The organism is Pseudomonas arsenicoxydans (assembly GCF_900103875.1).
Taxonomy (GTDB): Bacteria; Pseudomonadota; Gammaproteobacteria; order Pseudomonadales; family Pseudomonadaceae; genus Aquipseudomonas; species Aquipseudomonas arsenicoxydans.
Genome location: NZ_LT629705.1, coordinates 1,987,437 through 2,009,673 on the forward strand (window position 1 = coordinate 1,987,437; position 22,237 = coordinate 2,009,673).

Annotated in this window: 21 protein-coding genes; 14 read left to right on the forward strand and 7 right to left on the reverse strand. The window is 58.4% G+C overall.

What is annotated here, in order from left to right; all coding sequences use genetic code 11:
- Window positions 1-96: 96 nt before the first annotated feature.
- Together BLQ41_RS09085 and BLQ41_RS09090 are read right to left on the reverse strand one after the other, a co-directional pair.
- Window positions 97-1,950: an Lnb N-terminal periplasmic domain-containing protein gene (locus tag BLQ41_RS09085; RefSeq protein WP_090179716.1), complete on the reverse strand. Its 1,854-nt coding sequence runs from the start codon at window positions 1,948-1,950 to the stop codon at window positions 97-99.
- A gap of 95 nt (window positions 1,951-2,045) precedes the next feature.
- A complete protein-coding gene (locus BLQ41_RS09090) occupies window positions 2,046-2,534 on the reverse strand; it encodes a DUF3015 domain-containing protein (RefSeq protein ID WP_090179718.1) in 489 nt (162 codons plus the stop codon).
- 277 nt (window positions 2,535-2,811) lie between these two features.
- Here BLQ41_RS09090 and BLQ41_RS09095 point away from each other — a divergent pair, with 277 nt between their 5' ends.
- Both BLQ41_RS09095 and BLQ41_RS09100 read left to right on the forward strand, forming a co-directional pair.
- Window positions 2,812-5,250 carry a Lon protease family protein gene (locus BLQ41_RS09095; protein ID WP_090179720.1) on the forward strand — a complete coding sequence of 813 codons (2,439 nt, stop codon included), beginning with the start codon at window positions 2,812-2,814 and terminating at the stop codon, window positions 5,248-5,250.
- 317 nt (window positions 5,251-5,567) lie between these two features.
- The gene (locus BLQ41_RS09100) at window positions 5,568-5,909 is read left to right on the forward strand and encodes a PA4575 family protein (RefSeq protein WP_090179723.1); all 342 of its coding nucleotides are present in this window, start codon (window positions 5,568-5,570) and stop codon (window positions 5,907-5,909) included.
- A gap of 5 nt (window positions 5,910-5,914) precedes the next feature.
- Here BLQ41_RS09100 and BLQ41_RS09105 read toward each other — a convergent pair whose 3' ends face one another.
- The gene (locus tag BLQ41_RS09105; RefSeq protein WP_090179725.1) at window positions 5,915-7,744 is read right to left on the reverse strand and encodes a hypothetical protein; all 1,830 of its coding nucleotides are present in this window, start codon (window positions 7,742-7,744) and stop codon (window positions 5,915-5,917) included.
- Between the two features lie 171 nt (window positions 7,745-7,915).
- Here BLQ41_RS09105 and BLQ41_RS09110 point away from each other — a divergent pair, with 171 nt between their 5' ends.
- The 3 genes from BLQ41_RS09110 (at window position 7,916) to BLQ41_RS09120 (ending at window position 9,588) form a co-directional block, all read left to right on the forward strand.
- Window positions 7,916-8,404 (forward strand): TIGR00645 family protein, encoded by a 489-nt coding sequence (locus BLQ41_RS09110; protein WP_033054284.1) that lies wholly within the window; start codon window positions 7,916-7,918, stop codon window positions 8,402-8,404.
- Between the two features lie 134 nt (window positions 8,405-8,538).
- Window positions 8,539-8,850, forward strand: a complete 312-nt coding sequence (locus tag BLQ41_RS09115) for a DUF6482 family protein (RefSeq protein WP_090179728.1) — start codon at window positions 8,539-8,541, stop codon at window positions 8,848-8,850.
- A 120-nt stretch (window positions 8,851-8,970) separates the two neighbouring features.
- Window positions 8,971-9,588 carry an FKBP-type peptidyl-prolyl cis-trans isomerase gene (locus tag BLQ41_RS09120; protein WP_090179731.1) on the forward strand — a complete coding sequence of 206 codons (618 nt, stop codon included), beginning with the start codon at window positions 8,971-8,973 and terminating at the stop codon, window positions 9,586-9,588.
- Window positions 9,589-9,660: 72 nt separating this feature from the next.
- On the opposite strand, the gene BLQ41_RS09125 is transcribed toward BLQ41_RS09120, so the two are convergent.
- From BLQ41_RS09125 to BLQ41_RS09135, 3 genes are all read right to left on the reverse strand, one after another.
- Window positions 9,661-9,918, reverse strand: coding sequence for a PA4570 family protein (locus BLQ41_RS09125; RefSeq protein ID WP_090179734.1), 258 nt, complete (start codon window positions 9,916-9,918; stop codon window positions 9,661-9,663).
- A 207-nt stretch (window positions 9,919-10,125) separates the two neighbouring features.
- Window positions 10,126-10,467, reverse strand: a complete 342-nt coding sequence (locus BLQ41_RS09130) for a zinc ribbon domain-containing protein YjdM (RefSeq protein WP_090179737.1) — start codon at window positions 10,465-10,467, stop codon at window positions 10,126-10,128.
- A 188-nt stretch (window positions 10,468-10,655) separates the two neighbouring features.
- Window positions 10,656-11,624 carry a polyprenyl synthetase family protein gene (locus BLQ41_RS09135; protein ID WP_090179739.1) on the reverse strand — a complete coding sequence of 323 codons (969 nt, stop codon included), beginning with the start codon at window positions 11,622-11,624 and terminating at the stop codon, window positions 10,656-10,658.
- A 240-nt stretch (window positions 11,625-11,864) separates the two neighbouring features.
- Here BLQ41_RS09135 and rplU point away from each other — a divergent pair, with 240 nt between their 5' ends.
- The 5 genes from rplU (at window position 11,865) to BLQ41_RS09160 (ending at window position 15,625) form a co-directional block, all read left to right on the forward strand.
- Window positions 11,865-12,179 (forward strand): 50S ribosomal protein L21, encoded by a 315-nt coding sequence (gene rplU, locus BLQ41_RS09140; protein WP_003176051.1) that lies wholly within the window; start codon window positions 11,865-11,867, stop codon window positions 12,177-12,179.
- A 34-nt stretch (window positions 12,180-12,213) separates the two neighbouring features.
- Entirely contained in the window at window positions 12,214-12,489 is a 276-nt protein-coding gene (gene rpmA, locus BLQ41_RS09145) for a 50S ribosomal protein L27 (protein WP_017340859.1), read from the forward strand.
- A gap of 193 nt (window positions 12,490-12,682) precedes the next feature.
- On the forward strand, window positions 12,683-13,906 hold the full coding sequence (gene cgtA, locus BLQ41_RS09150) for an Obg family GTPase CgtA (RefSeq protein WP_090179742.1): 1,224 nt from the start codon (window positions 12,683-12,685) through the stop codon (window positions 13,904-13,906).
- Window positions 13,907-14,029: 123 nt separating this feature from the next.
- Entirely contained in the window at window positions 14,030-15,148 is a 1,119-nt protein-coding gene (proB, locus tag BLQ41_RS09155) for a glutamate 5-kinase (protein ID WP_090179744.1), read from the forward strand.
- Window positions 15,149-15,160: 12 nt separating this feature from the next.
- Window positions 15,161-15,625, forward strand: coding sequence for a CreA family protein (locus BLQ41_RS09160; protein ID WP_090179747.1), 465 nt, complete (start codon window positions 15,161-15,163; stop codon window positions 15,623-15,625).
- A gap of 119 nt (window positions 15,626-15,744) precedes the next feature.
- Here BLQ41_RS09160 and rpsT read toward each other — a convergent pair whose 3' ends face one another.
- Window positions 15,745-16,023, reverse strand: coding sequence for a 30S ribosomal protein S20 (rpsT, locus tag BLQ41_RS09165; RefSeq protein ID WP_008154937.1), 279 nt, complete (start codon window positions 16,021-16,023; stop codon window positions 15,745-15,747).
- A 252-nt stretch (window positions 16,024-16,275) separates the two neighbouring features.
- Here rpsT and murJ point away from each other — a divergent pair, with 252 nt between their 5' ends.
- The 4 genes from murJ (at window position 16,276) to lspA (ending at window position 22,231) form a co-directional block, all read left to right on the forward strand.
- On the forward strand, window positions 16,276-17,814 hold the full coding sequence (murJ, locus tag BLQ41_RS09175; RefSeq protein ID WP_090179750.1) for a murein biosynthesis integral membrane protein MurJ: 1,539 nt from the start codon (window positions 16,276-16,278) through the stop codon (window positions 17,812-17,814).
- A gap of 129 nt (window positions 17,815-17,943) precedes the next feature.
- Complete coding sequence (ribF, locus tag BLQ41_RS09180) at window positions 17,944-18,894, forward strand: bifunctional riboflavin kinase/FAD synthetase (RefSeq protein WP_167360474.1); 951 nt, start codon at window positions 17,944-17,946, stop codon at window positions 18,892-18,894.
- On the forward strand, window positions 18,895-21,726 hold the full coding sequence (gene ileS / locus BLQ41_RS09185) for an isoleucine--tRNA ligase (RefSeq protein ID WP_090179758.1): 2,832 nt from the start codon (window positions 18,895-18,897) through the stop codon (window positions 21,724-21,726).
- Window positions 21,719-22,231 carry a signal peptidase II gene (gene lspA / locus BLQ41_RS09190; RefSeq protein WP_090179761.1) on the forward strand — a complete coding sequence of 171 codons (513 nt, stop codon included), beginning with the start codon at window positions 21,719-21,721 and terminating at the stop codon, window positions 22,229-22,231. The genes ileS and lspA overlap by 8 nt, the downstream gene beginning before the upstream one ends.
- Window positions 22,232-22,237: the final 6 nt, after the last annotated feature.

Below are 22,237 nucleotides of genomic sequence, written 5' to 3' on the forward strand. Positions count from 1 at the left end.
GAAGTCTAGGAGTGGATTCGTGAGGCGTGTGTGAAAGGCCTGTGATTAATCCGTTCGGCCAGGCTTGCTACCACACGGGGTTGCGGTGGATTCGGGTCAATAGTGATACCACTTCACCTCAAGCATCACTTCGTTCTCGGGGGTGGAGAGGTGGCTGAATTCGCGTTGGGCGCTCAGGCGCAGTCCCAGGTTGCGCGACAGTTCCCACTGCTGGTTCAGGCTCATGCTGCGGCGCACTTCGCCGTTGGTGAAGAAATCGCCCTTGGCTTCCAGACTGAAGTTGCCGAGCGGGTTTTTCCACAGCAAGCCACTGTTGAAGCCGGCGGCCGGGGCAACGAACCCGGCAAAGTCGTTGTTGTGTTCGATGCGCACCGTGCCCAGCGCAAAGCCGAGCATGTCTTCGCTCAGTTGCCAGGTGCCGCCGGCACCACCGTTGACGTGGCTGACCAGTGTTTCGTCGTCATGTTTGCCCGGCACCCGTTCCAGGCCGCCGGTGACTTGCCACGACAACGGCTGCAACAGCTCATTGCGTGGCGTCAGGGAGCGGATGGTCGCCAGGTCGAGTTGCTGCAACTGCCAATGGTTGCCTTCGTATTGACGCAGTTTCATCTGCAGGATTTCGATCTGTGCGCCTAGCGGGAAGCTCTCGGCGTTATCGTTGAGGTCGTGATAAGCCATGCGCAGGCCATATTCGCCAAAGGCCTTGTCGCCCCGGGTGCCGATGCCGGCCTGCCAGGTGCGCGATTCATGACCGTCCTCGGGCAGCCCGGGGCGGGGGATATCCAGCTCTGGCGGCGGGTTCTGGTTGATCGCGCGCAGCAATTCGAAACTGCGTTGTGCCCGTTCCGGATCGCGTTCCTGGCCATTGGCGCGATAACGTTCAAGTCGGTAAGCCGCATCGATGATCAGCGCCTGACGTTCGCGTGGTTGCGCCTTGAACGCCGGTTGCTGCAGCTGCTTCTGGTCGGCGCTGACTTTCAGCACCCATTGCTGTTCTTCATCGGTCAACGGCTGGGCGCGGCTCAACAACTCCCGTTCGCGTGATGGACGATATTGAATGGACTGCACCAACCCGGCTTCTTTCACCGCTTTGACGGTGTCGGTCGGAATCGCCGTGAGCGGAAATTGCTCGGTCAGGCGCAGGCTCGGACGCGCCACTTGCAGCAGCTCCAGCAGGCGATAAGAGCAGTTTTCGTCGAAGAAGAAATAGTCGAACTGGATCTGCTTCAACTCCCAGACGTGCTCGACCATGCGCTCGGTTTCTGCCTGCGTCAGGTTCAGCCGGTACTCCCACAGATCACGATTTTCGAGGCTGCGGTATTCCGAGAGTTTTTCCTGATAGGGCACCAGTGCGAACAGCCCTGGATAACCGCCCATCAAGCCTTTCCAGGCGTAAAGGATGCTGTTGTCCGAACCTTCGATATAGGCGCCGAAGTTAATCGCGTAACTGAGCAGTGCAGTCTTGTCGCTCTCTACATCGGCCTGGTCGATGCGCAGCAAGGTATGGCCGAACATTGATGAAGGACTGTTCAGATAAGCCGCCGGGAAAATCATCACCGCGCTGTGGGGCGAGACATCCTTGAACCACTGCTTGAATTCTGTGCAATCGACTGATGGAAGATCAGTCAGGTTGAGCTGCGCCTTCAGCCAGCGGGTACGGGCCGGGTAGACACACTGGGCATGCCGTTCGCCAGCGCTGGCTGGTGCGTACAGCGCCTGCACGGTGGCGGCCAGTTCGCGGTCGGGATGTTCATTGCCGTCGGGCGCCAGAAAGAACTTCTTGTCGCTGACATAGCTGCGCCAGCCGCCGAGCTTGGCGGTTTCGTAATGGCCCAGGGAAATCCAGAAAGGGTCGTTGGCCAGTTGCTGCAAACGTTGATCGTCAAGGTGTGGCGCGGCGGACAGCGGGGCGCAGACACAGAGCGCCAGCCAGGCAAGGCGTTTGAGCATAGTGGGCAACTTAAGTCGAAAAAAAACAAAGACCCAAAGAGGGACGGGCCCAAAAAATAAAACCCGCGCCTCGAGAGGAGCGGGTGGAGTCGAGCTTAAGCTTGAGTCGCGTACTTGGCCAGACGCGGATCGTTCTTCAGGATAGCCAGAGTGTTGGTATGCACGTCTTCAGCGGTCACGTCAGCCTTGCTGAAGATCTGCTGGAAGTGCTCGTGAGTCACAGTGGCGAAATGCGCACGGTCTTCCGGCGCCACGCCCAGTACCACGGCATAGGTCGTCAGCGCTTCGCCGTTGCCTTTAGCCATGTCTTCGGACAGCTCGTTCATCATGCCATTCATGGCAAGCCAGGATTTGCCGCCATAGGTCAGCGACGCATTAGTCGAGCAACCGTTGGTACCGGAAGTCATACCAAACGTTGCGTTGCCGGACGTGCCGTTAGTGGTGGATGCCAGGAAGTGAGCCGGAGTGCCACGCTGACCTTCGAACAGCATGTTGCCCCAACCGCAATCCGGGCCGCCTGGCGCTTGTGCCATGGCGTTGAGGGATACAACGGTGAAGAGAGTACCGAGAAGAATCCGTTTCATAGCTATGTTCTCTTTGTGTGCATACCAATGGACAAGGGGTCTGGCCCGATCTGGCGCCAGTGGGCCGGTTATTAGTTCCAGCCGCGCAGTTTGGAGTTTAGGCACGTTCCAAGGGTTCCGTTATTTTTTACCAAACATTCGCACTAAACATTGATTTGGCCCCGGCGCACCTGGGGATGAAGGCTTGTCTATGCTTTGGCAAAAGGCGCGCCTTGCAAGTGAGGTATGGGCAGCGCCAGAATGCCGCTATCTGCCCCGCCTGATGTAAGGAAGCCCGATGCCTGATCCTGTTGCTGCCAGCTTGCGTCTAGCGCCTGAAGCGCTGACCCGTCCGTTTTCCGCTGAACAGTTCAGCTTCTCTACCACCAATGATCTGGAGCCCTTTCGCGGTGTGCTTGGCCAGGAACGTGCGGTCGAAGCCTTGCAGTTTGGCGTGGCCATGCCACGCCCCGGTTACAACGTATTCGTCATGGGTGAGCCCGGCACTGGCCGGTTCTCGTTCGTCAAACGCTACCTGAAAGCCGAAGGCAAACGCCTGCAGACCCCGGCTGACTGGGTCTACGTCAACAATTTCGACGAGCCTCGCGAACCCCGCGCACTGGAGCTGCCCTCGGGCACGGCCGGTGCCTTCATCGCTGACATCAACGGCTTGATCGACAACCTGCTGGCAACCTTTCCGGCGGTCTTCGAACACCCGTCCTACCAGCAGAAAAAAAGTGCCATCGACCGTGCCTTCAACCAGCGCTACGACAAGGCTCTGGATGTGATCGAGCGCCTGGCGCTGGAGAAAGAGGTCGCGCTGTACCGCGATGCCAGCAACATCGCGTTCACTCCGATGGCCGAGGGAAAGGCGCTGGACGAGGCGGAATTTTCCCAGTTGCCGGAAGCCGATCGCGACCGTTTCCACGACGATATTTCGTGGCTGGAAGAGCGCCTCAACGAAGAACTCGCGAGCCTGCCGCAATGGAAGCGCGAGTCGAGCAATCAGCTGCGCCACCTCAACGAAGAAACCATCACCCTGGCCTTGCAGCCACTGTTGTCTCCGCTCTCGGAGAAGTACGCCGAAAATGCTGCGGTGTGTGGTTACCTGCAAGCGATGCAGGTTTATCTGCTCAAGACCGTGGTCGAGCAACTGGTCGACGACAGTAAAGTCGATGCGGTAGCCCGCAAGATGCTGGAAGAACAATACGCGCCGAGCCTGGTGGTCGGTCATTCGGCCAGCGGCGGTGCGCCGGTAGTGTTCGAGCCGCACCCGACTTACGAAAACCTGTTTGGCCGCATCGAATACAGCACCGACCAAGGGGCGCTCTACACGACCTATCGGCAGCTGCGCCCGGGTGCATTGCACCGCGCCAACGGCGGATTCCTGATCCTTGAAGCGGAAAAAATGCTCAGCGAGCCGTTTGTGTGGGACGCGCTGAAACGCGCCCTGCAATCGCGCAAGCTGAAAATGGAGTCGCCGCTCGGTGAGCTGGGCCGTCTGGCCACCGTGACCCTGACGCCGCAAAACATTCCATTGCAGGTCAAGGTCGTCATCATTGGTGCGCGGCAGCTGTATTACACGCTGCAAGACCTCGATCCGGACTTCCAGGAAATGTTCCGCGTCCTGGTGGACTTCGATGAAGACATCCCGATGGTCGACGAAAGCCTGGAGCAGTTCGCCCAGTTGCTCAAGACCCGTACTTCGGAAGAAGGCATGGCGCCGCTGACCGCCGACGCGGTGGCACGCCTGGCGACCTACAGCGCACGCCTGGCCGAGCATCAGGGACGTTTGTCGGCGCGCATCGGTGATCTTTTTCAGCTGGTCAGCGAGGCGGATTTCATTCGTAACCTGGCGAGTGACGAAATGACTGACTCGGGGCATATCGAACGAGCACTGAAGGCCAAGGCGACCCGTACCGGGCGCGTCTCGGCACGGATTCTCGATGACATGCTCGCCGGGATCATCCTGATCGACACCGATGGCGCGGCGGTGGGCAAATGCAATGGCTTGACCGTGCTGGAAGTCGGCGACTCGGCCTTTGGCGTTCCGGCGCGGATTTCCGCCACGGTGTATCCGGGTGGCAGCGGCATTGTCGACATCGAGCGCGAGGTCAACCTTGGCCAGCCGATTCACTCCAAAGGCGTGATGATCCTTACCGGGTATCTGGGCAGCCGTTACGCCCAGGAATTCCCGCTGGCGATCTCGGCGAGTATCGCGCTGGAGCAGTCCTACGGTTACGTCGACGGCGACAGTGCGTCGCTGGGCGAGGCGTGCACGCTGATCTCGGCCTTGTCGAAAACACCGCTCAAGCAGTGCTTTGCGATCACGGGCTCAATCAACCAGTTTGGTGAAGTGCAGGCTGTAGGCGGGGTCAACGAGAAAATCGAAGGCTTCTTCCGACTCTGCGAAGCCCGCGGTTTGACCGGTGAGCAGGGGGCGATCATTCCCCACGCCAACGTTGCCACGCTGATGCTCGATGAGAAGGTGTTGTCGGCGGTGCGTGCGGGTCAGTTCCACGTCTATGCGGTGCGCCAGGCCGATGAGGCGCTGAGCCTGCTGGTGGGCGAGCCGGCCGGTGCGCCGGACGAGAATGGCGCGTTTCCCGAGGGCAGCGTGAATGCGCGGGTGGTGGAACGCTTGCGGGTGATCGCTGAAATGATCAGCGAAGACGACCTCAAGGAAGCCGAGAAAGAAGCGGCGCTGGAGGCGTTGGTCGAAGCCAAGCCGGCCTGACCAATCTGAGGATCACAACGATCCACTGTGGGAGCGAGTCTGCTCGCGATGATGCACTGTCAACCAACACATGTGTTGGCTGAACGTCCGCCATCGCGAGCAGGCTCGCTCCCACATTTATATTGGGTGAATCCTGAAAAAGTGCCATCACTCTGGCGCCAATATTCACACAATGACCATTCGGCGCCTTCTGGTTTCGCTTGACGTACTGGTCAGACTTTTCTTCTATTCTCAGGTCAAGGATATCGACAGTAATCACTGGATCGAGACAGCCTTCCCGTGGGGGCTGAATACCGGATCTATCGAGGGTCGCCGCCATGTCGCGCAACCTCTGCCTTACCCGTCAATGTTTGGGCCTTGTGACCCGTATCGAATGTGCCATCCGCCCATTGGCGGGGGATACGGGCATGTGGACCTTGCTCTTTGCCGCCGGAATGGCCGGCGAACAACCTTCAGCCATCAAGGCACAGGGCCCGTTCCACGGCCCTTTCGTGGCTGAATCAATTCTCGACACGATTGTTGAGAGCCTGACCTTGCATGGCTACGAGCTGGCCGATGACCCGCAGATCTGGTGCCTGCACCTGCAAGCCCAGCTTCGGGAAATCAACGGTGGCCGATGCCGCAATCTCGGTGGCTTCGAGTTCCGACCCGATCACTGAGCCGGCTATTGTTCAAGGTGGGTTAGGTCCGCCTGGGCCAGTTTGACTTCGAAACCGTATTGCACGGTGGTGAGGTCGGTTCGCTGGTAAGTTTCCAGACGCGTTGGCTGGCCGTAGAAGTAATGCACGGCAAATAATGCCGGGCCGTCTGTGCTCGCGTCGTGGGTCACCGAAAGAATCTCTTTCAGGTAGTTTCCAGTCTCGTCCTTGGCAAAAAAACGCCAGTCCTGAGCTGGAAACAGCTTTTGATCGACCACCAATGCATTGCCTTTGAGTTCCAGGCCTTTGGGCAGTGGGTGGGCGTTGAGCGTTTGTTTGTCGACAATCGCCAGAAACAGCGGCATCGAGCCCACTGCATAGGCCGGCGTCTCCGGAAACAGGTTCAGGTCATAGGAGATGACTCCGCGAAGCGGGTCGACCTGATAAGCCTGCGATGGCAGCTCGATGGGGCCATCGCGTTTGCCATTTTTGTCCGCTGTAAAAAAAGTGACCGGGCTATCGCCAGGACTGAACGAGGTGCCGAGCAGTTCATCGTTGAAGCTTCGGGGATGATCGAACTCAATGCGCGCGGCACTCGGGTCGTCCACCGACTGAGTGACGATGACGCTCTTCTTCAATTGTTCCTCGCCGAGTGTCGCGCCCTTTAGCCAGCGCGGGGCCTGATCGTCATACACCACGACGGGCAAGTTCAGTGGCTGGATGGCTTTTGCCGTGGTGTGCGAATCGAAGCGGCGCACCGGCAGGTTGAGGTCTTTGCGTGTCACCGTGACGGTTGAAAAATCTAATACGCTGACGTCGAGGGTGTCGATCGAGCCGTTGAAGTACACCTTGGTGTAATGATGATTCTGCTGCTTCTCGAAGTTGCGCTGTTCTTCATCGATCTGCTTTGCGAACGCCTCGCTCCAGGCCTTCTGTTGTTGCATTTTCGCCAGCTGGTTTTGATAGAAGGCAATTTGCGCGGCGGTTTCATTGATCGAACCCGAACGCGAAATGAATTGTCCGGTGGTGTCCTTGGCCTGAACGATCAAGGGGTTCAATGGTGTATCGCCGACTTCGGAGGCCGGAGGAGCGCTGTTGTTGAATTCGATTTCAGCGTAGTTGTTGGCAAGGCGCAGCAAGGTGACGCTGAGGTTGTCATCGGTGCGGGTCTGGCCCACGTCTTTTTTCGTCAGTTCAAAGGTGTAGAGGCGGCTCGGCGCAATCACTTCCACCTTGCCCAGCAGGCTCACGGGTTGGGGCTGGTGCTTGATGTCCACGTTCAGGCCTTCTATGAACGGATAGGTCACCGTCAAATCATCGGGGTTGCTCAGGTTGGAACTCGAGGGGCTCAGTTGAATTCCAGGATCGGTTTCCGACCATTCCGGCTGGAACGCGATGACGCGCTTGTTGCTCAGGGTCACCGATTGCCATTCCAGGCCATGGGGAAAGAGGAATGACGCCGGGACGCTGAAGTTGAAGGGGAACACCGGTTGCAAGTCGGTCAGGTAGTCGGAGCTCGAATCCTTGTGCAGCACGAACAGACCGTTGATATACGTATCGACCAGCGCCTGTGGCGTGGGGTAATGCTTGAGCGCGGCGAGGACGTCTTCGCCGTACTCGGTTTCGACAGGCTTGCTGTCGAGTTTCAGTTGCGCACGTTCGAGCAGCAACAGTGAGCCGCCCAGTTCGGCCACGGCATCCTTGAGCTTGGGATCCTGAATGGCGTCCAGAGACTTTTCGAACTGCGCGGTCTTTTCCTCGAGGCTGACCTGGCGTTTCTCGTCACTTGGCGAGCAGGCACTCAACAGCAAAGCCAGGCAAATACCGGCACTCGTCAGAGGCAATCGCACATCCATTTCCAGTTTTCCTGTCCGATGTCGCTAATCTTTCGATAGTCTGGACACTAGCAGAAAAACTTTGTAACACACGCGCAGGTAAAGGATTTCCCAACGGTTTCGGGTTGCTTCTGGGGACAGACAGGCGGCTGGTATACTCGCGACCATTTTCAACCCTACGTGCGAGATTCAATGGAACGCTTTATCGAAAATGCGATGTACGCCTCCCGCTGGCTGCTGGCGCCGATCTACTTCGGTCTGTCCCTGGGGCTGCTGGCACTGGCACTGAAATTCTTCCAGGAAGTCTTCCACGTCATCCCTAACGTGTTTTCGATGGCCGAGTCGGATCTGATCCTGGTGCTGCTGTCGTTGATCGACATGGCCCTGGTGGGCGGCCTGCTGGTGATGGTGATGATTTCCGGTTACGAAAACTTCGTCTCCCAGCTGGACATTGACGACGACAAGGAAAAACTCAACTGGTTGGGCACCATGGATTCGTCTTCGTTGAAGATGAAAGTGGCGGCCTCCATCGTGGCGATTTCCTCCATCCACTTGCTGCGGATTTTCATGGACGCCAAGAACGTCGATCCCGAGCATTTGAAGTGGTACGTGATCATCCACATGACGTTTGTGATATCGGCGTTTGCCATGGGGTATCTGGACAAGCTGACCAAGCACTGATTGCTGTCTTTTTGCAGTACCCAACCGCCCGTCTGTTGTGAAACAGACGGGCGGTGTCGGTTTTGGCTTGTGCTTTGAGGTGCCGAGGCCTATGCATGTATTGATATTGGCTCGCCACTGCGTGAGGTGCCTCCATGAACGTTGAAGAGTTGCGTGCGTATGCCATCGCCGGAAAAATCGATGAGCTGAACCTGATTTCCATGGAGGGCGGGATCTATCTGCTGGAGGCACGGATGCACGGTGCGGCGTATCCGTTAAGCGATACCCGCGGGCGTATGTTTAATTTGCGCTCGGTCGAGCATGCACGTGATCTGATCAAGTCCTTCCCGGTCTTGCCATTCAACCTTGTGCACACCTCTGTTCATGACGAAATGTGCGGGTTGAGTGCGGCTGCCGAAGAAAGCCTCAAGGTGCCGATCGCCTTCCGTTCGTTCTGGGCGCACTGACGGCGCTCATCAGCACCGAGACATCTGTGCTAGTCTGCTGGCCCTTTTGGTTCCGGGCGCTCCGGGATGCGCTGTGCAAGCACGGCAAGTTCCGAGCCGTCCGCACAGCGGAGCAGTGTCATGTCCGAAGTAAATCTGTCCACCGACGAAACCCGCGTCAGCTACGGTATTGGCCGTCAGCTGGGCGATCAACTGCGCGACAACCCGCCACCGGGCGTTAACCTGGACGCGATCCTGGCTGGCCTGACTGACGCATTCGCCGGCAAGCCTAGCCGTGTGGGTCAGGAAGAAATGTCCGCAAGCTTCAAGGTGATCCGCGACATCATGCAGGCCGAAGCAGCTGCAAAAGCTGAAGCGGCTGCTGGCGAAGGCCTGGCGTTCCTGGCTGAAAATGCCAAGCGCGATGGCATCACCACCCTGGCTTCCGGCCTGCAATTTGAAGTGCTGACTCAAGGTGAAGGCGCCAAGCCAACCCGTGAAGATCAAGTGCGCACCCACTACCACGGCACCCTGATCGACGGCACTGTGTTCGACAGCTCCTACGATCGTGGTCAGCCAGCGGAATTCCCGGTTGGCGGCGTGATCGCTGGCTGGACCGAAGCCCTGCAACTGATGAACGCCGGTAGCAAATGGCGCCTGTACGTGCCGAGCGAACTGGCTTACGGCGCTCAAGGCGTTGGCAGCATTCCGCCGCACAGCGTTCTGGTATTCGACGTCGAGCTGCTCGACGTTCTGTAAGACATGGCCCGATCTAACGTCGGGCTGATGTGGGAGCGACGCACCGTCGCTCCCACAGTGTTTTACGGTTTCTCATAACTCGATCTTATGGTTCAAATCGCTGGTCGGGCGCAACGCCCGGGCATAGCAGAACAGAAACAGATTACGCACCAGTTCCTTAAGTACCACCGGCTCGCTGGAACTCAAGCTGTTGACGTCCAGGTCGCCCTGGTCCTGCAATTCGCTCAAGGCTTCTTCTTCAAGCACCGCACAGACTTCTCCGGTTTCCCGATGCAGGATCCTGAGGTAAGGGTGTGGACGGTCCAGCCAGGCATCGATCAAATAGGTCATGGGTCTCATCTCCTTTAAATAGGTTTCAATGAGAAAAATTCTTATTCGTCGAATAGCAAGGGCCTATTGGCGATTTGTGATTTTTCCGGGTAAAGGTTGCGTAAGGTCAAAACGGCTGGCGTTTGGCTACTGCGAGGGGGGGGCTGAGCGAAGCGGGGGAGGGTGAAGCGCCATCCCACGCAGGGCGCGGGATGGAAGACAGCAATATCAGACTTTTCTGACGAACTCGGATTTGAGCTTCATCGGGCCAATGCCGTCGATCTTACAGTCGATGTCGTGATCGCCGTCGCACAGGCGGATGTTCTTGACCTTGGTGCCGACCTTGACCACCAGCGACGTGCCTTTGACCTTGAGGTCCTTGATCACGGTGATGGTATCGCCGTCTTGCAGAACATTACCGACCGAATCTTTTTTCACTGAGTCGTCGGACGCCGCTTCGACTTCGCCGCTGGCGGACCATTCGTGGGCGCACTCCGGGCAGATCAACTGCGCACCGTCTTCATAGGTGTATTCGGAATTGCATTTCGGGCAGGGTGGCAACGTGCTCACTAAGGCTCCTTGGATTGAGGATCGCTAAAAGTCGCACATTATATAGGGTTTTAGGTCGCAGAGGGCTGAACGCTGATAAACCTGTGGGAGCGAGCCTGCTCGCGATTGCGGTGTGTCCGTCAGCAACAGTGTCGACTGGCGGATTGCAATCGCGAGCAGGCTCGCTCCCACAGGGTATTGCGGTGCAGTTAGTGCGTACGGGCGACCGCAAATTCGCTCAACTCAACCAGCGCATCGCGGTATTCGCTGGCAGGCAGGGCGTCGAGGCATTTGATCGCGCGGGCCACGTAATCACGGGCCAGTGTTGCGGTGTATTCCAGCGAGCCGGAAGCTTCAACGGCCTCGCGGATGCGTTCCAGATCTTCGATCCCGCCTTTCTGAATGGCCTTGCGCACCAGTGCAGCCTGCTCCGGCGTGCCTTCGCGCATGGTGTAGATCAGCGGTAAAGTCGGTTTTCCTTCGGCCAGGTCGTCACCGACGTTCTTGCCCAGGGTCTCTGCGTCGCCTTTGTAGTCCAGCAAGTCGTCGACCAGTTGGAAAGCCACGCCCAGATGATCGCCAAACGTACGCAGCGCTTCGGCCTGTTCCGCCGTGGCTTCGCACAGGGCTGCGGCGCTATGGGTCGACGCCTCGAAGAGCATCGCGGTCTTGCCGCGGATGACTTCCATGTAGGTTTCTTCCGTGGTGCTGGCGTCACGAATCTTCGACAGCTGCAACACTTCGCCTTCAGCGATGATGCGCGTGGCTTGCGAAAGAATCTTCATCACTGGCATCGAGCCCAGCTCTACCATCATCTCGAAGGAGCGCGAGTACAGGAAGTCGCCGACCAGGACGCTGGGAGCGTTGCCCCACATGGCGTTGGCGGTCGAGCGGCCACGGCGCATGCCCGACATGTCGACCACGTCGTCATGCAACAGGGTGGCGGTGTGCAGAAATTCGATGGTCGCGGCCAGCAGGCGCAAGTCATCGCCTTCGCGACCCAGGGCCTTGCCACACAGCAACACTAATAAAGGGCGCAGGCGTTTACCGCCGGCCGAGGTAATGTAATCGCCGATTTTCGATACCAGCGGCACGCGCGAAGTCAGCTGCTTCTTGATGATGCCGTCGACGGCGCTAAAATCGTCCGCCACCGCGCGGTAGAAAGCTTGGGGTTGCATCAGCGACAGTTGCTCCAGAAGGGTTGCGCGGCATGCTAGGACCCACGTCGGCGGGTGTCAAGGCGCGATGGACGGCCTCTTGCATCGTCTTGGCAGCTTGCGTACAATCGCGCACCCTGAACTTCCTGGGCAGCACCTGCCTTACGCAATTGCAAACAGGCCTTCCAGCCTTATGCAGCCATGCCAGCCAATACCTCTTCTTATAAAGAGCTGGGTGAGCAGGATTATCGGAGAAATACCATGTCGTACGCAGTAATTGTTACTGGTGGCAAGCAATACAAGGTCGCCCCAGGTGAATACCTGAAGATCGAAAAACTGGAAATCGCTACCGGCGAATCCGTTACTTTTGATCGCGTTCTGTTGGTCGCCAATGGCGATGACGTGAACATCGGCGCTCCAGTTGTTGCCGGCGCTACCGTTGTGGCTGAAGTGATCTCCCAAGGTCGTCACGATAAAGTCCGCATCATCAAGTTCCGTCGTCGTAAGCACCACATGAAGCGTATGGGCCACCGCCAGTGGTACACCGAGATCAAAATCACCGGTATTCAGGCTTAATTTCAGCCTAATTCCTCACTAGGAGAATTGACTCATGGCACACAAAAAAGCTGGTGGTAGTACCCGTAACGGTCGCGACTCAGAAGCCAAACGCCTTGGCGTGAAGATGTATGGCGGCCAGGTTATCATTCCGGGCAACATCATCGTGCGTCAGCGCGGCACCCAATTCCACGCCGGTTACGGTGTTGGCATGGGCAAAGATCACACTCTGTTCGCTAAAATCGACGGCGTGATCAAGTTCGAAGTAAAAGGCGCCTTCGGTCGTCGTTACGTAAGCATTGTCCCGAAGACTGAAGTCGTCGCGGCATAATTACGTGGTTGCTGGAAAAGCCCTGTCTTGCGACGGGGCTTTTTCGTTTGTGGGGTGAGTCTCTTGCAAAGCTGTTTGTAATGGGCTCCAGCGCTGGATTCGCGGTCGTTGATTGAGGTCGCTGCGCTCATTTTTGCAAGAGTCTTATGTCTAGATTTTTTCGGCTCGTCCGTATGGCGAGAGGCGTTTTGTTATGAAGTTTGTTGATGAAGTATCGATTCGAGTAAAGGCCGGTGACGGCGGCAACGGTTGCATGAGCTTCCGTCGCGAAAAATTCATCGAAAACGGCGGCCCGAACGGCGGTGACGGTGGTGATGGCGGTTCGGTCTACATGATCGCCGACGAAAACCTCAACACCCTGGTGGACTACCGTTACACTCGGCACTTTGATGCCGAGCGCGGTTCCAACGGCGGCAGCACTGACTGCACCGGCAAGAAAGGTGAGGAGTTGGTGCTGCGTGTACCGGTCGGCACCACCGTTATCGATGCAGCCACCCAGGAAGTCATTGGCGACCTGACCAAGGCTGGCCAGAAATTGTTGGTGGCTCATGGTGGCTGGCACGGCCTGGGCAACACGCGTTTCAAATCCAGTACCAACCGGGCTCCGCGTCAGACCACTCCGGGCAAGCCGGGTGAGGCGCGTGATCTCAAGCTGGAAATGAAAGTGTTGGCTGACGTTGGTCTGTTGGGCTTGCCCAATGCTGGCAAAAGTACCTTCATTCGTTCGGTATCGGCCGCCAAGCCGAAAGTCGCCGACTACCCGTTCACCACGCTGGTGCCAAACCTGGGTGTGGTCAGCGTCGATCGCTGGAAGAGCTTCGTGGTCGCGGACATTCCGGGGCTGATCGAAGGGGCTTCCGACGGCGCAGGCCTGGGGATCCGTTTCCTCAAGCACTTGTCGCGTACCCGTTTGCTACTGCACCTCGTCGACATGGCGCCGCTGGATGACGCCAGCGCTCCGGATGCCGCTGAAGTGATCGTCAGCGAGCTGACCAAGTTCAGCCCGTCCCTGGCTGAGCGTGATCGCTGGCTGGTGCTGAACAAATGCGACCAGATCCTTGAAGAAGAGCACGACGCTCGCGTCAAGGAAATCGTCGATCGTCTGGAGTGGACCGGTCCTGTTTACGTGATTTCGGCCATCTCCAAGCTCGGTACCGAGCGTCTGTGTCACGACATCATGCGTTACATGGAAGACCGTGCTGATCGTCTGGCTAACGACCCGGCCTACAAGGAAGAGCTGGCCGAACTCGATCAGCGCATCGAAGACGAAGCCCGTGCTCAGCTGCAGGCGCTGGATGATCAGCGTGCCCTGCGTCGCAGTGGCGTGAAGTCGGTCCACGACATCGGCGACGATGATTGGGACGAAGAAGATGTGGATGATGAAGACGGTCCGGAAATCATTTACGTGCGTGACTGATTCGTTGCGATAAACTTAAACGCCGCTTGCTAGAGCGGCGTTTTAGTATCTGGAAATCGGTAGTCACGAATAACGTTACGGGCAGTGCTACGTCGCGCTGTCCTCAAGCTAAGGTTGAAGATGATGCGGAGCAAGGTGACAGGTGCGCAGCGTTGGGTCGTGAAAATCGGCAGCGCTTTGCTGACGGCGGACGGCAAGGGCCTGGATCGCGCGGCAATGGGTGTCTGGGTCGAGCAGATGGTGGCTCTGCATGAAGCTGGCGTCGAGCTGGTGCTGGTGTCCTCCGGGGCCGTGGCAGCGGGGATGAGTCGCTTGGGCTGGACGGTACGACCCAGTGCGATGCACGAGCTGCAGGCCGCTGCCGCCATCGGTCAGATGGGGTTGGTGCAGGCCTGGGAGTCGAGCTTCGCCGAGCATGGCCGGCACACCGCGCAGATTCTCCTGACGCACGATGACTTGTCCGACCGCAAACGCTATCTGAATGCGCGCAGTACGCTGCGAGCGTTGGTCGAGCTAAAAGTGATCCCGGTCATCAACGAAAACGACACCGTGGTAACCGACGAGATCCGTTTTGGCGACAACGACACCTTGGCGGCGCTGGTGGCGAACCTGGTTGAGGCTGATCTGCTGGTCATTCTCACCGACCGCGATGGCATGTTCGACGCTGACCCTCGCAACAATCCCAACGCTAACCTGATTTACGAAGCGCGCGCCGATGATCCTGCGCTGGATGCTGTCGCGGGCGGCACCGGTGGTGCATTGGGTCGTGGCGGTATGCAGACCAAATTGCGCGCTGCGCGTCTGGCTGCGCGTTCCGGTGCCCACACCATCATCGTGGGTGGGCGCATTGAGCGCGTGCTGGATCGTCTGAAGGCGGGGGAGCGCATCGGCACCTTGCTGTCGCCGGAGCGCGGCATGCTGGCGGCGCGCAAGCAATGGCTGGCAGGGCATCTGCAGACTCGCGGCACCCTGGTGCTGGATGCGGGTGCGGTGACGGCGTTGTCCAAGGGCAACAAAAGTCTGCTGCCGGTGGGCGTCAAGCTGGTCCAGGGCAGTTTCCGGCGTGGCGAAATGGTCGTTTGCGTGGCTCCGGATGGTCGGGAGATCGCTCGCGGCCTGGCCAACTACAGTGCGCTAGAAGCACAAAAAATCATCGGTCAGTCGTCTGAGGCGATTGTCGGTCTGTTGGGTTACATGGCTGAGCCAGAACTGGTTCACCGCGATAACCTGATTCTGGTCTGAAGGAATACCTGAATGCGCATGGCAAAAGGATTATTGGGTCTGCTGTTGGCGATGCCGCTGCTGGCCTCGGCCGAGGAAATTGGCCAGGTGTCGACGGTGTTCAAATTCGTCGGCCCGAACGACCGTATCGTCGTCGAGGCGTTTGATGACCCTAAGGTCGAGGGCGTGACCTGCTACCTGTCGCGAGCCAAGACGGGCGGCGTTAAGGGTGGTTTGGGGTTGGCTGAAGATCGTGCTGAGGCGTCTATCGCTTGTCGCCAGGTCGGTCCGATCAGCTTCAAGGGCGAGCTCAAGGATGGCGACGAGGTGTTCAAGGAGCGCACATCGCTGGTGTTCAAGACCATGCAGGTGGTGCGTTTCCTCGACAAGAAGCGCAATACGCTGGTGTACCTGGTTTATAGCGATCGCCTGATCGAAGGCAGTCCACAGAATGCGGTGACGGCCATCCCGATCCTGCCGTGGACCCACGCTCAGTAAGCTAGCAAAGATCGAAATGTGGGAGTGGCGGTGCCGCTCCCATTTTTTTGTGTTGAGTTTGTTAAATCGCAGGCAATAAAAAACCGACCCTGAGGTCGGTTTTTTAACAAGCTTATCGCTTATGCGGCAACAGCAAGGTTCAGAGCCTTGACGTGACCGTTCAGGCGGCTCTTATGACGAGCTGCCTTGTTCTTGTGGATGATGCCTTTATCGGCCATACGGTCGATTACTGGCACAGCCAGAACGTAAGCTGCTTGAGCTTTTTCAGCGTCTTTTGCGTCGATGGCTTTAACTACATTCTTGATGTAGGTACGAACCATGGAACGCAGGCTGGCGTTGTGGCTGCGACGCTTCTCAGCCTGTTTTGCACGTTTTTTGGCGGAAGGTGTGTTGGCCACCGTCGAGCTCCTCGAAAGACTTTTTAGGAAATAGCAAACAAAATAGGCCGCGAATCATGCCGATGAGTTGATGTCTTGTCAAGGGCGGTTGAGACGTTCCGCTAAGTGGTAGGTATAAAGAGGCGGGATATTTATTTCCGGCGCTTGACCTGTAAACTCGCGAGCTTTGGCTCTGTGCTGCTGCGGCGCGGAGTATCGCATAAGTAGGCGCTTTGTTCGCCTGCTGTTTATCGACAGGCACAAACTCTTTCAATGAATCTGCTCAAATCGTTGGCCGCCGTCAGCTCTATCACGATGCTTTCCCGGATTCTGGGGTTCGTTCGTGACACTCTCATCGCGCGCACATTTGGCGCCGGAATGGCGACTGACGCCTTCTTCATCGCCTTTAAATTGCCCAATCTGCTGCGGCGAATCTTTGCCGAAGGGGCATTTTCCCAGGCGTTTGTGCCGATTCTTGCCGAATACAAAAGCCAGAAGGGCGAAGAGGCGACGCGAACGTTCATTGCTTACGTCAGCGGCCTGCTGACTTTGGTGCTGGCGCTGGTGACTGCGCTGGGCATGCTCGCCGCACCATGGGTTATCTGGGCCACGGCGCCGGGCTTCACCGATACCCCGGAAAAATTCGAGCTGACCTCCAGCCTGTTGCGGGTGACCTTCCCTTATATATTGCTCATTTCCCTGTCCTCATTGGCTGGGGCGATCCTCAATACGTACAACCGCTTTTCCGTGCCGGCCTTCGTGCCGACCCTGCTCAATGTCAGCATGATCATCTTTTCGGTGTTCCTGACGCCGTATTTCGATCCGCCGGTCATGGCGCTGGGTTGGGCGGTACTGGTGGGTGGCCTGGCGCAATTGCTCTATCAGCTGCCGCACCTGAAAAAGATCGGCATGCTCGTCCTTCCGCGCCTGAACTTGCGTGACACTGGCGTCTGGCGCGTCATGAAGCAGATGTTGCCGGCGATTCTCGGCGTGTCCGTGAGTCAGATTTCGCTGATCATCAACACTATTTTCGCCTCGTTCCTGGTCGCAGGCTCCGTGTCGTGGATGTATTACGCCGACCGCTTGATGGAATTGCCGTCCGGTGTGCTGGGAGTCGCGCTCGGAACGATTCTGCTGCCGACCCTGGCCAAGACCTACGCCAGCAAGGATCGCAACGAGTATTCGCGGATTCTCGATTGGGGCCTGCGCCTGTGCTTCGTGCTGGTGTTGCCATGTTCGCTGGCGCTGGGGATTCTGGCCGAGCCGCTGACGGTTTCGCTGTTCCAGTACGGTCAGTTCAGTGCGTTTGACGCATCCATGACCCAGCGGGCGTTGATTGCCTATTCTGTCGGTCTGCTCGGGATTATTGTGATCAAAGTGCTGGCGCCGGGCTTTTATGCGCAACAAAACATCCGGACCCCGGTAAAAATCGCGATTTTCACCCTGGTCGTTACCCAGTTGTTCAACCTGGTGCTGATCGGCCCGCTGGCTCACGCCGGTCTGGCCCTGGCGATCAGCGCCGGTGCCTGCATCAATGCCGGGCTATTGTTCTATCAATTGCGTAAACAGCAGATGTATCAGCCGCAACCGGGCTGGGCGAAGTTTGGCCTTAAACTGGTGATCGCCGTATTGGTCATGTCTGCGGTGCTACTGGTAGGGATGCACTTTATGCCGGCCTGGGATCAGGGGCATATGCTGGAACGGTTCCTGCGCCTGGGCGCATTGGTCGCGGCCGGTGTGGTCAGTTATTTCGGCATGCTGCTGTTGATGGGCTTCCGTTTGCGCGACTTCAATCGCAAGGCGCTGAGCTGAGGCTTTTGCCTCGATAAACATGGGCGAACCGGCAGTTTTGTCGGCTCGATTACTTTGGGTTACGGTGTTGCCTGTCGTCGGCCGCCGGGTGTGGTTATAATCGACCACTTTATGAGCAAGAAGCGCGTTATGCAGCTGGTTCGAGGCCTCCACAATCTGCGCCCCCAGCATCGGGGCTGTGTCGCCACTATTGGCAACTTTGACGGTGTTCACCGTGGCCACCAGGCTATCCTGGCGCGGCTGCGTGAGCGTGCTATCGAGTTGGGCGTGCCCAGCTGCGTGGTGATTTTCGAGCCGCAGCCACGGGAGTTCTTTGCCCCGGACACGGCTCCAGCCCGTCTGGCCCGGCTGCGGGATAAACTGCAGCTGCTGGCCGAGGAAGGCGTCGACCGCGTCCTGTGCCTGGCCTTCAATCAGCGCCTGAGCAAGCTCAGCGCCAATGAATTCGTCGATACCATTCTGGTTGACGGCCTGGGCGTGCAGCACCTGGAGGTCGGTGACGACTTCCGGTTCGGTTGCGATCGAATCGGGGATTTCGATTTCCTGCAGCATGCCGGTGTCCTTCAGGGCTTTACCGTCGAAGCGGCGCAGACAGTCGAGCTGGACGGTATTCGCGTCAGCAGCACTCAGGTCCGCAATGCCCTGGCCGCTGCTGATTTTGCCTTGGCCGAGCGCCTGCTCGGGCGTCCGTTCCGGATTGCCGGGCGCGTGTTGCATGGCCAGAAGCTGGCGCGTCAGTTGGGTACGCCGACCGCCAACATTCAACTCAAGCGTCGTCGCGTGCCGCTGACCGGGGTTTACCTGGTCAATGTCGACATCGACGGCAAGACCTGGCCAGGCGTTGCCAATATTGGCGTGCGGCCCACCGTTCAAGGTGATGGCAAAGCCCACCTTGAAGTGCATCTTTTAGATTTTGCCGGCGATCTGTATGACCGGCGTTTGACGGTGGTTTTCCACCACAAGCTGCGTGAAGAGCAGCGTTTCGCCTCTCTGGAGGCGCTTAAGACGGCGATCAATGCGGATGTTGCCGCCGCCCGTGCCCTGTCGCACCTAGCGCCAATCGCTAATGAAGAGCCTTAAATGACCGACTATAAAGCCACGCTAAACCTTCCGGACACCGCCTTCCCAATGAAGGCCGGCCTGCCTCAGCGCGAACCGCAGATTCTGCAGCGCTGGGACAGCATTGGCCTGTACGGTAAGTTGCGCGAGATTGGCAAGGATCGTCCGAAGTTCGTACTGCACGACGGTCCTCCGTACGCCAACGGCACGATTCACATCGGTCATGCGCTGAACAAGATTCTCAAGGACATGATCATCCGCTCGAAAACCCTGTCGGGTTTCGACGCGCCTTATGTTCCGGGCTGGGACTGCCACGGCCTGCCGATCGAACACAAAGTCGAAGTGACCCACGGTAAAAACCTGGGCGCGGACAAGACCCGCGAACTGTGCCGTGCCTACGCCACCGAGCAGATCGAAGGCCAGAAATCCGAATTCATCCGTCTGGGCGTGTTGGGCGACTTCGCCAACCCGTACAAGACCATGGACTTCAAGAACGAGGCCGGTGAAATCCGCGCCTTGGCCGAAATCGTCAAGGGCGGTTTCGTGTTCAAGGGCCTCAAGCCTGTGAACTGGTGCTTCGACTGCGGTTCGGCCCTGGCTGAAGCGGAAGTCGAGTACGAAAACAAAAAGTCCTCGACCATCGACGTGGCGTTCCCGATTGCCGATGAAGCCGAACTGGCTGCCGCTTTCGGTCTGGCGTCGTTGGCCAAGCCTGCGTCCATCGTGATCTGGACCACCACCCCGTGGACCATCCCGGCCAACCAGGCGCTGAACGTTCACCCGGAATTCAACTACGCCCTGGTCGATGTCGGCGACAAGTTGCTGGTGCTGGCTGAAGAGCTGGTCGAGTCGTGCCTGGCCCGTTACAGCCTGGAAGGCTCGGTCATCGCGACCACCACCGGTAAAGCGCTGGAGCTGATCAACTTCCGTCACCCGTTCTACGATCGCCTGTCGCCGGTTTACCTGGCCGAGTACGTTGAATTGGGCGCCGGTACGGGTGTGGTTCACTCCTCGCCAGCCTACGGCGTGGACGACTTCGTGACCTGCAAGAAGTACGGCATGGTCAACGACGACATCATCAATCCGGTGCAAAGCAACGGCGTTTACGTGCCATCGCTGGAGTTCTTCGGCGGCCAGTTCATCTGGAAAGCCAACCCGGCCATCGTCGACAAACTGACCGAAGTCGGTGCGTTGCTGCACACCAGCATCATCGAACACAGCTACATGCACTGCTGGCGTCACAAGACTCCGCTGATCTACCGCGCCACCGCGCAGTGGTTCATCGGCATGGACAAAGAGCCTGTAACCGGCGACACCCTGCGCAAGCGGGCTATCAAAGCCATCGAAGAGACCAAGTTCGTTCCGGCCTGGGGCCAGGCGCGCCTGCACTCGATGATCGCCAACCGGCCGGACTGGTGCATCTCCCGTCAGCGTAACTGGGGCGTGCCAATTCCGTTCTTCCTGAACAAGGAAAGCGGTGAACTGCACCCGCGTACTGCTGAACTGATGGAAGAAGTGGCCAAGCGCGTCGAAGTCGAAGGCATCGAAGCCTGGTTCAAGATGGACGCCGCCGAGTTGCTCGGTGATGAAGCGCCGCAATACGACAAGATCAGCGACACCCTGGACGTCTGGTTCGATTCGGGCACCACGCACTGGCACGTCCTGCGCGGTTCGCACCCGATGGGCCACGAGACCGGTCCGCGTGCGGACCTGTACCTGGAAGGCTCGGATCAACACCGCGGCTGGTTCCATTCGTCGCTGCTGACCGGTTGCGCCATCGACAACCACGCGCCGTACCGCGAGCTGCTGACCCACGGCTTCACCGTCGATGAGTCCGGCCGCAAAATGTCCAAGTCCCTTGGCAACGTGATCGCACCACAAAAAGTCAACGACACCCTGGGCGCCGACATCATGCGTCTGTGGGTAGCATCGACCGATTACTCGGGCGAAATGGCAGTTTCCGAGCAGATTCTGCAGCGCAGCGCGGACGCCTACCGGCGTATCCGTAACACCGCACGCTTCCTGCTTTCGAACCTGACCGGTTTCAACCCGGCCACCGACATCCTGCCCGCCGAAGAAATGCTGGCGCTGGACCGTTGGGCCGTGGACCGTACTTTGCTGCTGCAACGCGAGTTGCAAGAGCACTACGGCGAGTACCGCTTCTGGAACGTCTACTCCAAGATCCACAACTTCTGCGTGCAGGAGCTGGGCGGCTTCTACCTCGACATCATCAAGGACCGTCAGTACACCACTGGCGCCAACAGCAAGGCTCGCCGTTCGGCGCAAACCGCGCTGTACCACATCTCTGAAGCGCTGGTGCGCTGGATCGCTCCGATCCTTGCGTTCACCGCCGACGAACTGTGGGAATACCTGCCGGGCGAGCGTAACGAATCGGTGATGCTCAACACCTGGTACGAAGGCCTGACCGAACTGCCGGCAGACGTCGAACTGGGCCGCGCCTATTGGGAGCGGATCATGGAGGTCAAGGTAGCGGTCAACAAGGAAATGGAAATCCAGCGCGCGGCCAAGGCCGTCGGTGGCAACCTGCAAGCCGAAGTGACGCTGTTCGCCGAAGAGGCGCTGAGCGCCGACCTGGCCAAGCTGAGCAACGAACTGCGCTTCGTGCTGATCACCTCGACCGCCACTGTCGCACCGTTCGTGCAGGCTCCGGCCGATGCCGTGGTCACCGAAGTCAGCGGTTTGAAGTTGCAAGTGGTCAAGTCGAGCCACGCCAAGTGCGCCCGTTGCTGGCACTGCCGTGAAGACGTCGGCGTGAATCCGGAGCATCCGGAAATCTGCGGTCGTTGCGTCGACAACATCAGCGGCGCTGGCGAGGTTCGTCACTATGCCTAACGCGGCTGGCCGTTTCGGACGGCTGAGCTGGCTCTGGTTGAGTTTGCTGGTCCTGGTCATCGACCAGGCCAGCAAGTTCTACTTCGAAGGCAAGCTCGAGATGTACCAGCAAATCGTGGTCATCCCCGATTTGTTCAGCTGGACACTGGCCTACAACACCGGCGCGGCGTTCAGCTTCCTGGCTGACAGCTCCGGCTGGCAGCGCTGGTTGTTCGCCCTGATTGCCGTCGTGGTCAGTGCGGTGCTGGTGGTGTGGCTCAAGCGCCTGGGGCGCAACGAAACCTGGCTGGCGATTGCGCTGGCCCTGGTGCTCGGTGGCGCGCTGGGCAATCTGTACGACCGCATTGCCCTGGGTCATGTGATCGATTTCATTCTGGTGCATTGGCAGAACCGCTGGTATTTCCCGGCGTTCAACTTCGCCGACAGTGCAATCACTGTCGGTGCCGTAATGCTTGCACTGGACATGTTCAAAAGTAAGAAAACCGGAGAAGCCGTTCATGACTGAACAGGT

Excerpts from the sequence above, each read along its gene's own strand:
- murJ (WP_090179750.1), top strand. The coding sequence starts at position 16,276 with ATGAATCTGCTCAAATCGTTGGCCGCCGTCAGCTCTATCACGATGCTT.
- lspA (WP_090179761.1), top strand. The coding sequence starts at position 21,719 with ATGCCTAACGCGGCTGGCCGTTTCGGACGGCTGAGCTGGCTCTGGTTG.
- BLQ41_RS09090 (WP_090179718.1), bottom strand. The coding sequence starts at position 2,534 with ATGAAACGGATTCTTCTCGGTACTCTCTTCACCGTTGTATCCCTCAAC.
- BLQ41_RS09160 (WP_090179747.1), top strand. The coding sequence starts at position 15,161 with ATGCGCATGGCAAAAGGATTATTGGGTCTGCTGTTGGCGATGCCGCTG.
- ileS (WP_090179758.1), top strand. The coding sequence starts at position 18,895 with ATGACCGACTATAAAGCCACGCTAAACCTTCCGGACACCGCCTTCCCA.
- BLQ41_RS09085 (WP_090179716.1), bottom strand. The coding sequence starts at position 1,950 with ATGCTCAAACGCCTTGCCTGGCTGGCGCTCTGTGTCTGCGCCCCGCTG.
- BLQ41_RS09115 (WP_090179728.1), top strand. The coding sequence starts at position 8,539 with ATGAACGTTGAAGAGTTGCGTGCGTATGCCATCGCCGGAAAAATCGAT.
- BLQ41_RS09135 (WP_090179739.1), bottom strand. The coding sequence starts at position 11,624 with ATGCAACCCCAAGCTTTCTACCGCGCGGTGGCGGACGATTTTAGCGCC.
- BLQ41_RS09125 (WP_090179734.1), bottom strand. The coding sequence starts at position 9,918 with ATGACCTATTTGATCGATGCCTGGCTGGACCGTCCACACCCTTACCTC.
- cgtA (WP_090179742.1), top strand. The coding sequence starts at position 12,683 with ATGAAGTTTGTTGATGAAGTATCGATTCGAGTAAAGGCCGGTGACGGC.
- BLQ41_RS09100 (WP_090179723.1), top strand. The coding sequence starts at position 5,568 with ATGTCGCGCAACCTCTGCCTTACCCGTCAATGTTTGGGCCTTGTGACC.
- ribF (WP_167360474.1), top strand. The coding sequence starts at position 17,944 with ATGCAGCTGGTTCGAGGCCTCCACAATCTGCGCCCCCAGCATCGGGGC.
- BLQ41_RS09105 (WP_090179725.1), bottom strand. The coding sequence starts at position 7,744 with ATGGATGTGCGATTGCCTCTGACGAGTGCCGGTATTTGCCTGGCTTTG.
- rplU (WP_003176051.1), top strand. The coding sequence starts at position 11,865 with ATGTCGTACGCAGTAATTGTTACTGGTGGCAAGCAATACAAGGTCGCC.
- BLQ41_RS09120 (WP_090179731.1), top strand. The coding sequence starts at position 8,971 with ATGTCCGAAGTAAATCTGTCCACCGACGAAACCCGCGTCAGCTACGGT.
- proB (WP_090179744.1), top strand. The coding sequence starts at position 14,030 with ATGCGGAGCAAGGTGACAGGTGCGCAGCGTTGGGTCGTGAAAATCGGC.
- rpmA (WP_017340859.1), top strand. The coding sequence starts at position 12,214 with ATGGCACACAAAAAAGCTGGTGGTAGTACCCGTAACGGTCGCGACTCA.
- BLQ41_RS09110 (WP_033054284.1), top strand. The coding sequence starts at position 7,916 with ATGGAACGCTTTATCGAAAATGCGATGTACGCCTCCCGCTGGCTGCTG.
- BLQ41_RS09095 (WP_090179720.1), top strand. The coding sequence starts at position 2,812 with ATGCCTGATCCTGTTGCTGCCAGCTTGCGTCTAGCGCCTGAAGCGCTG.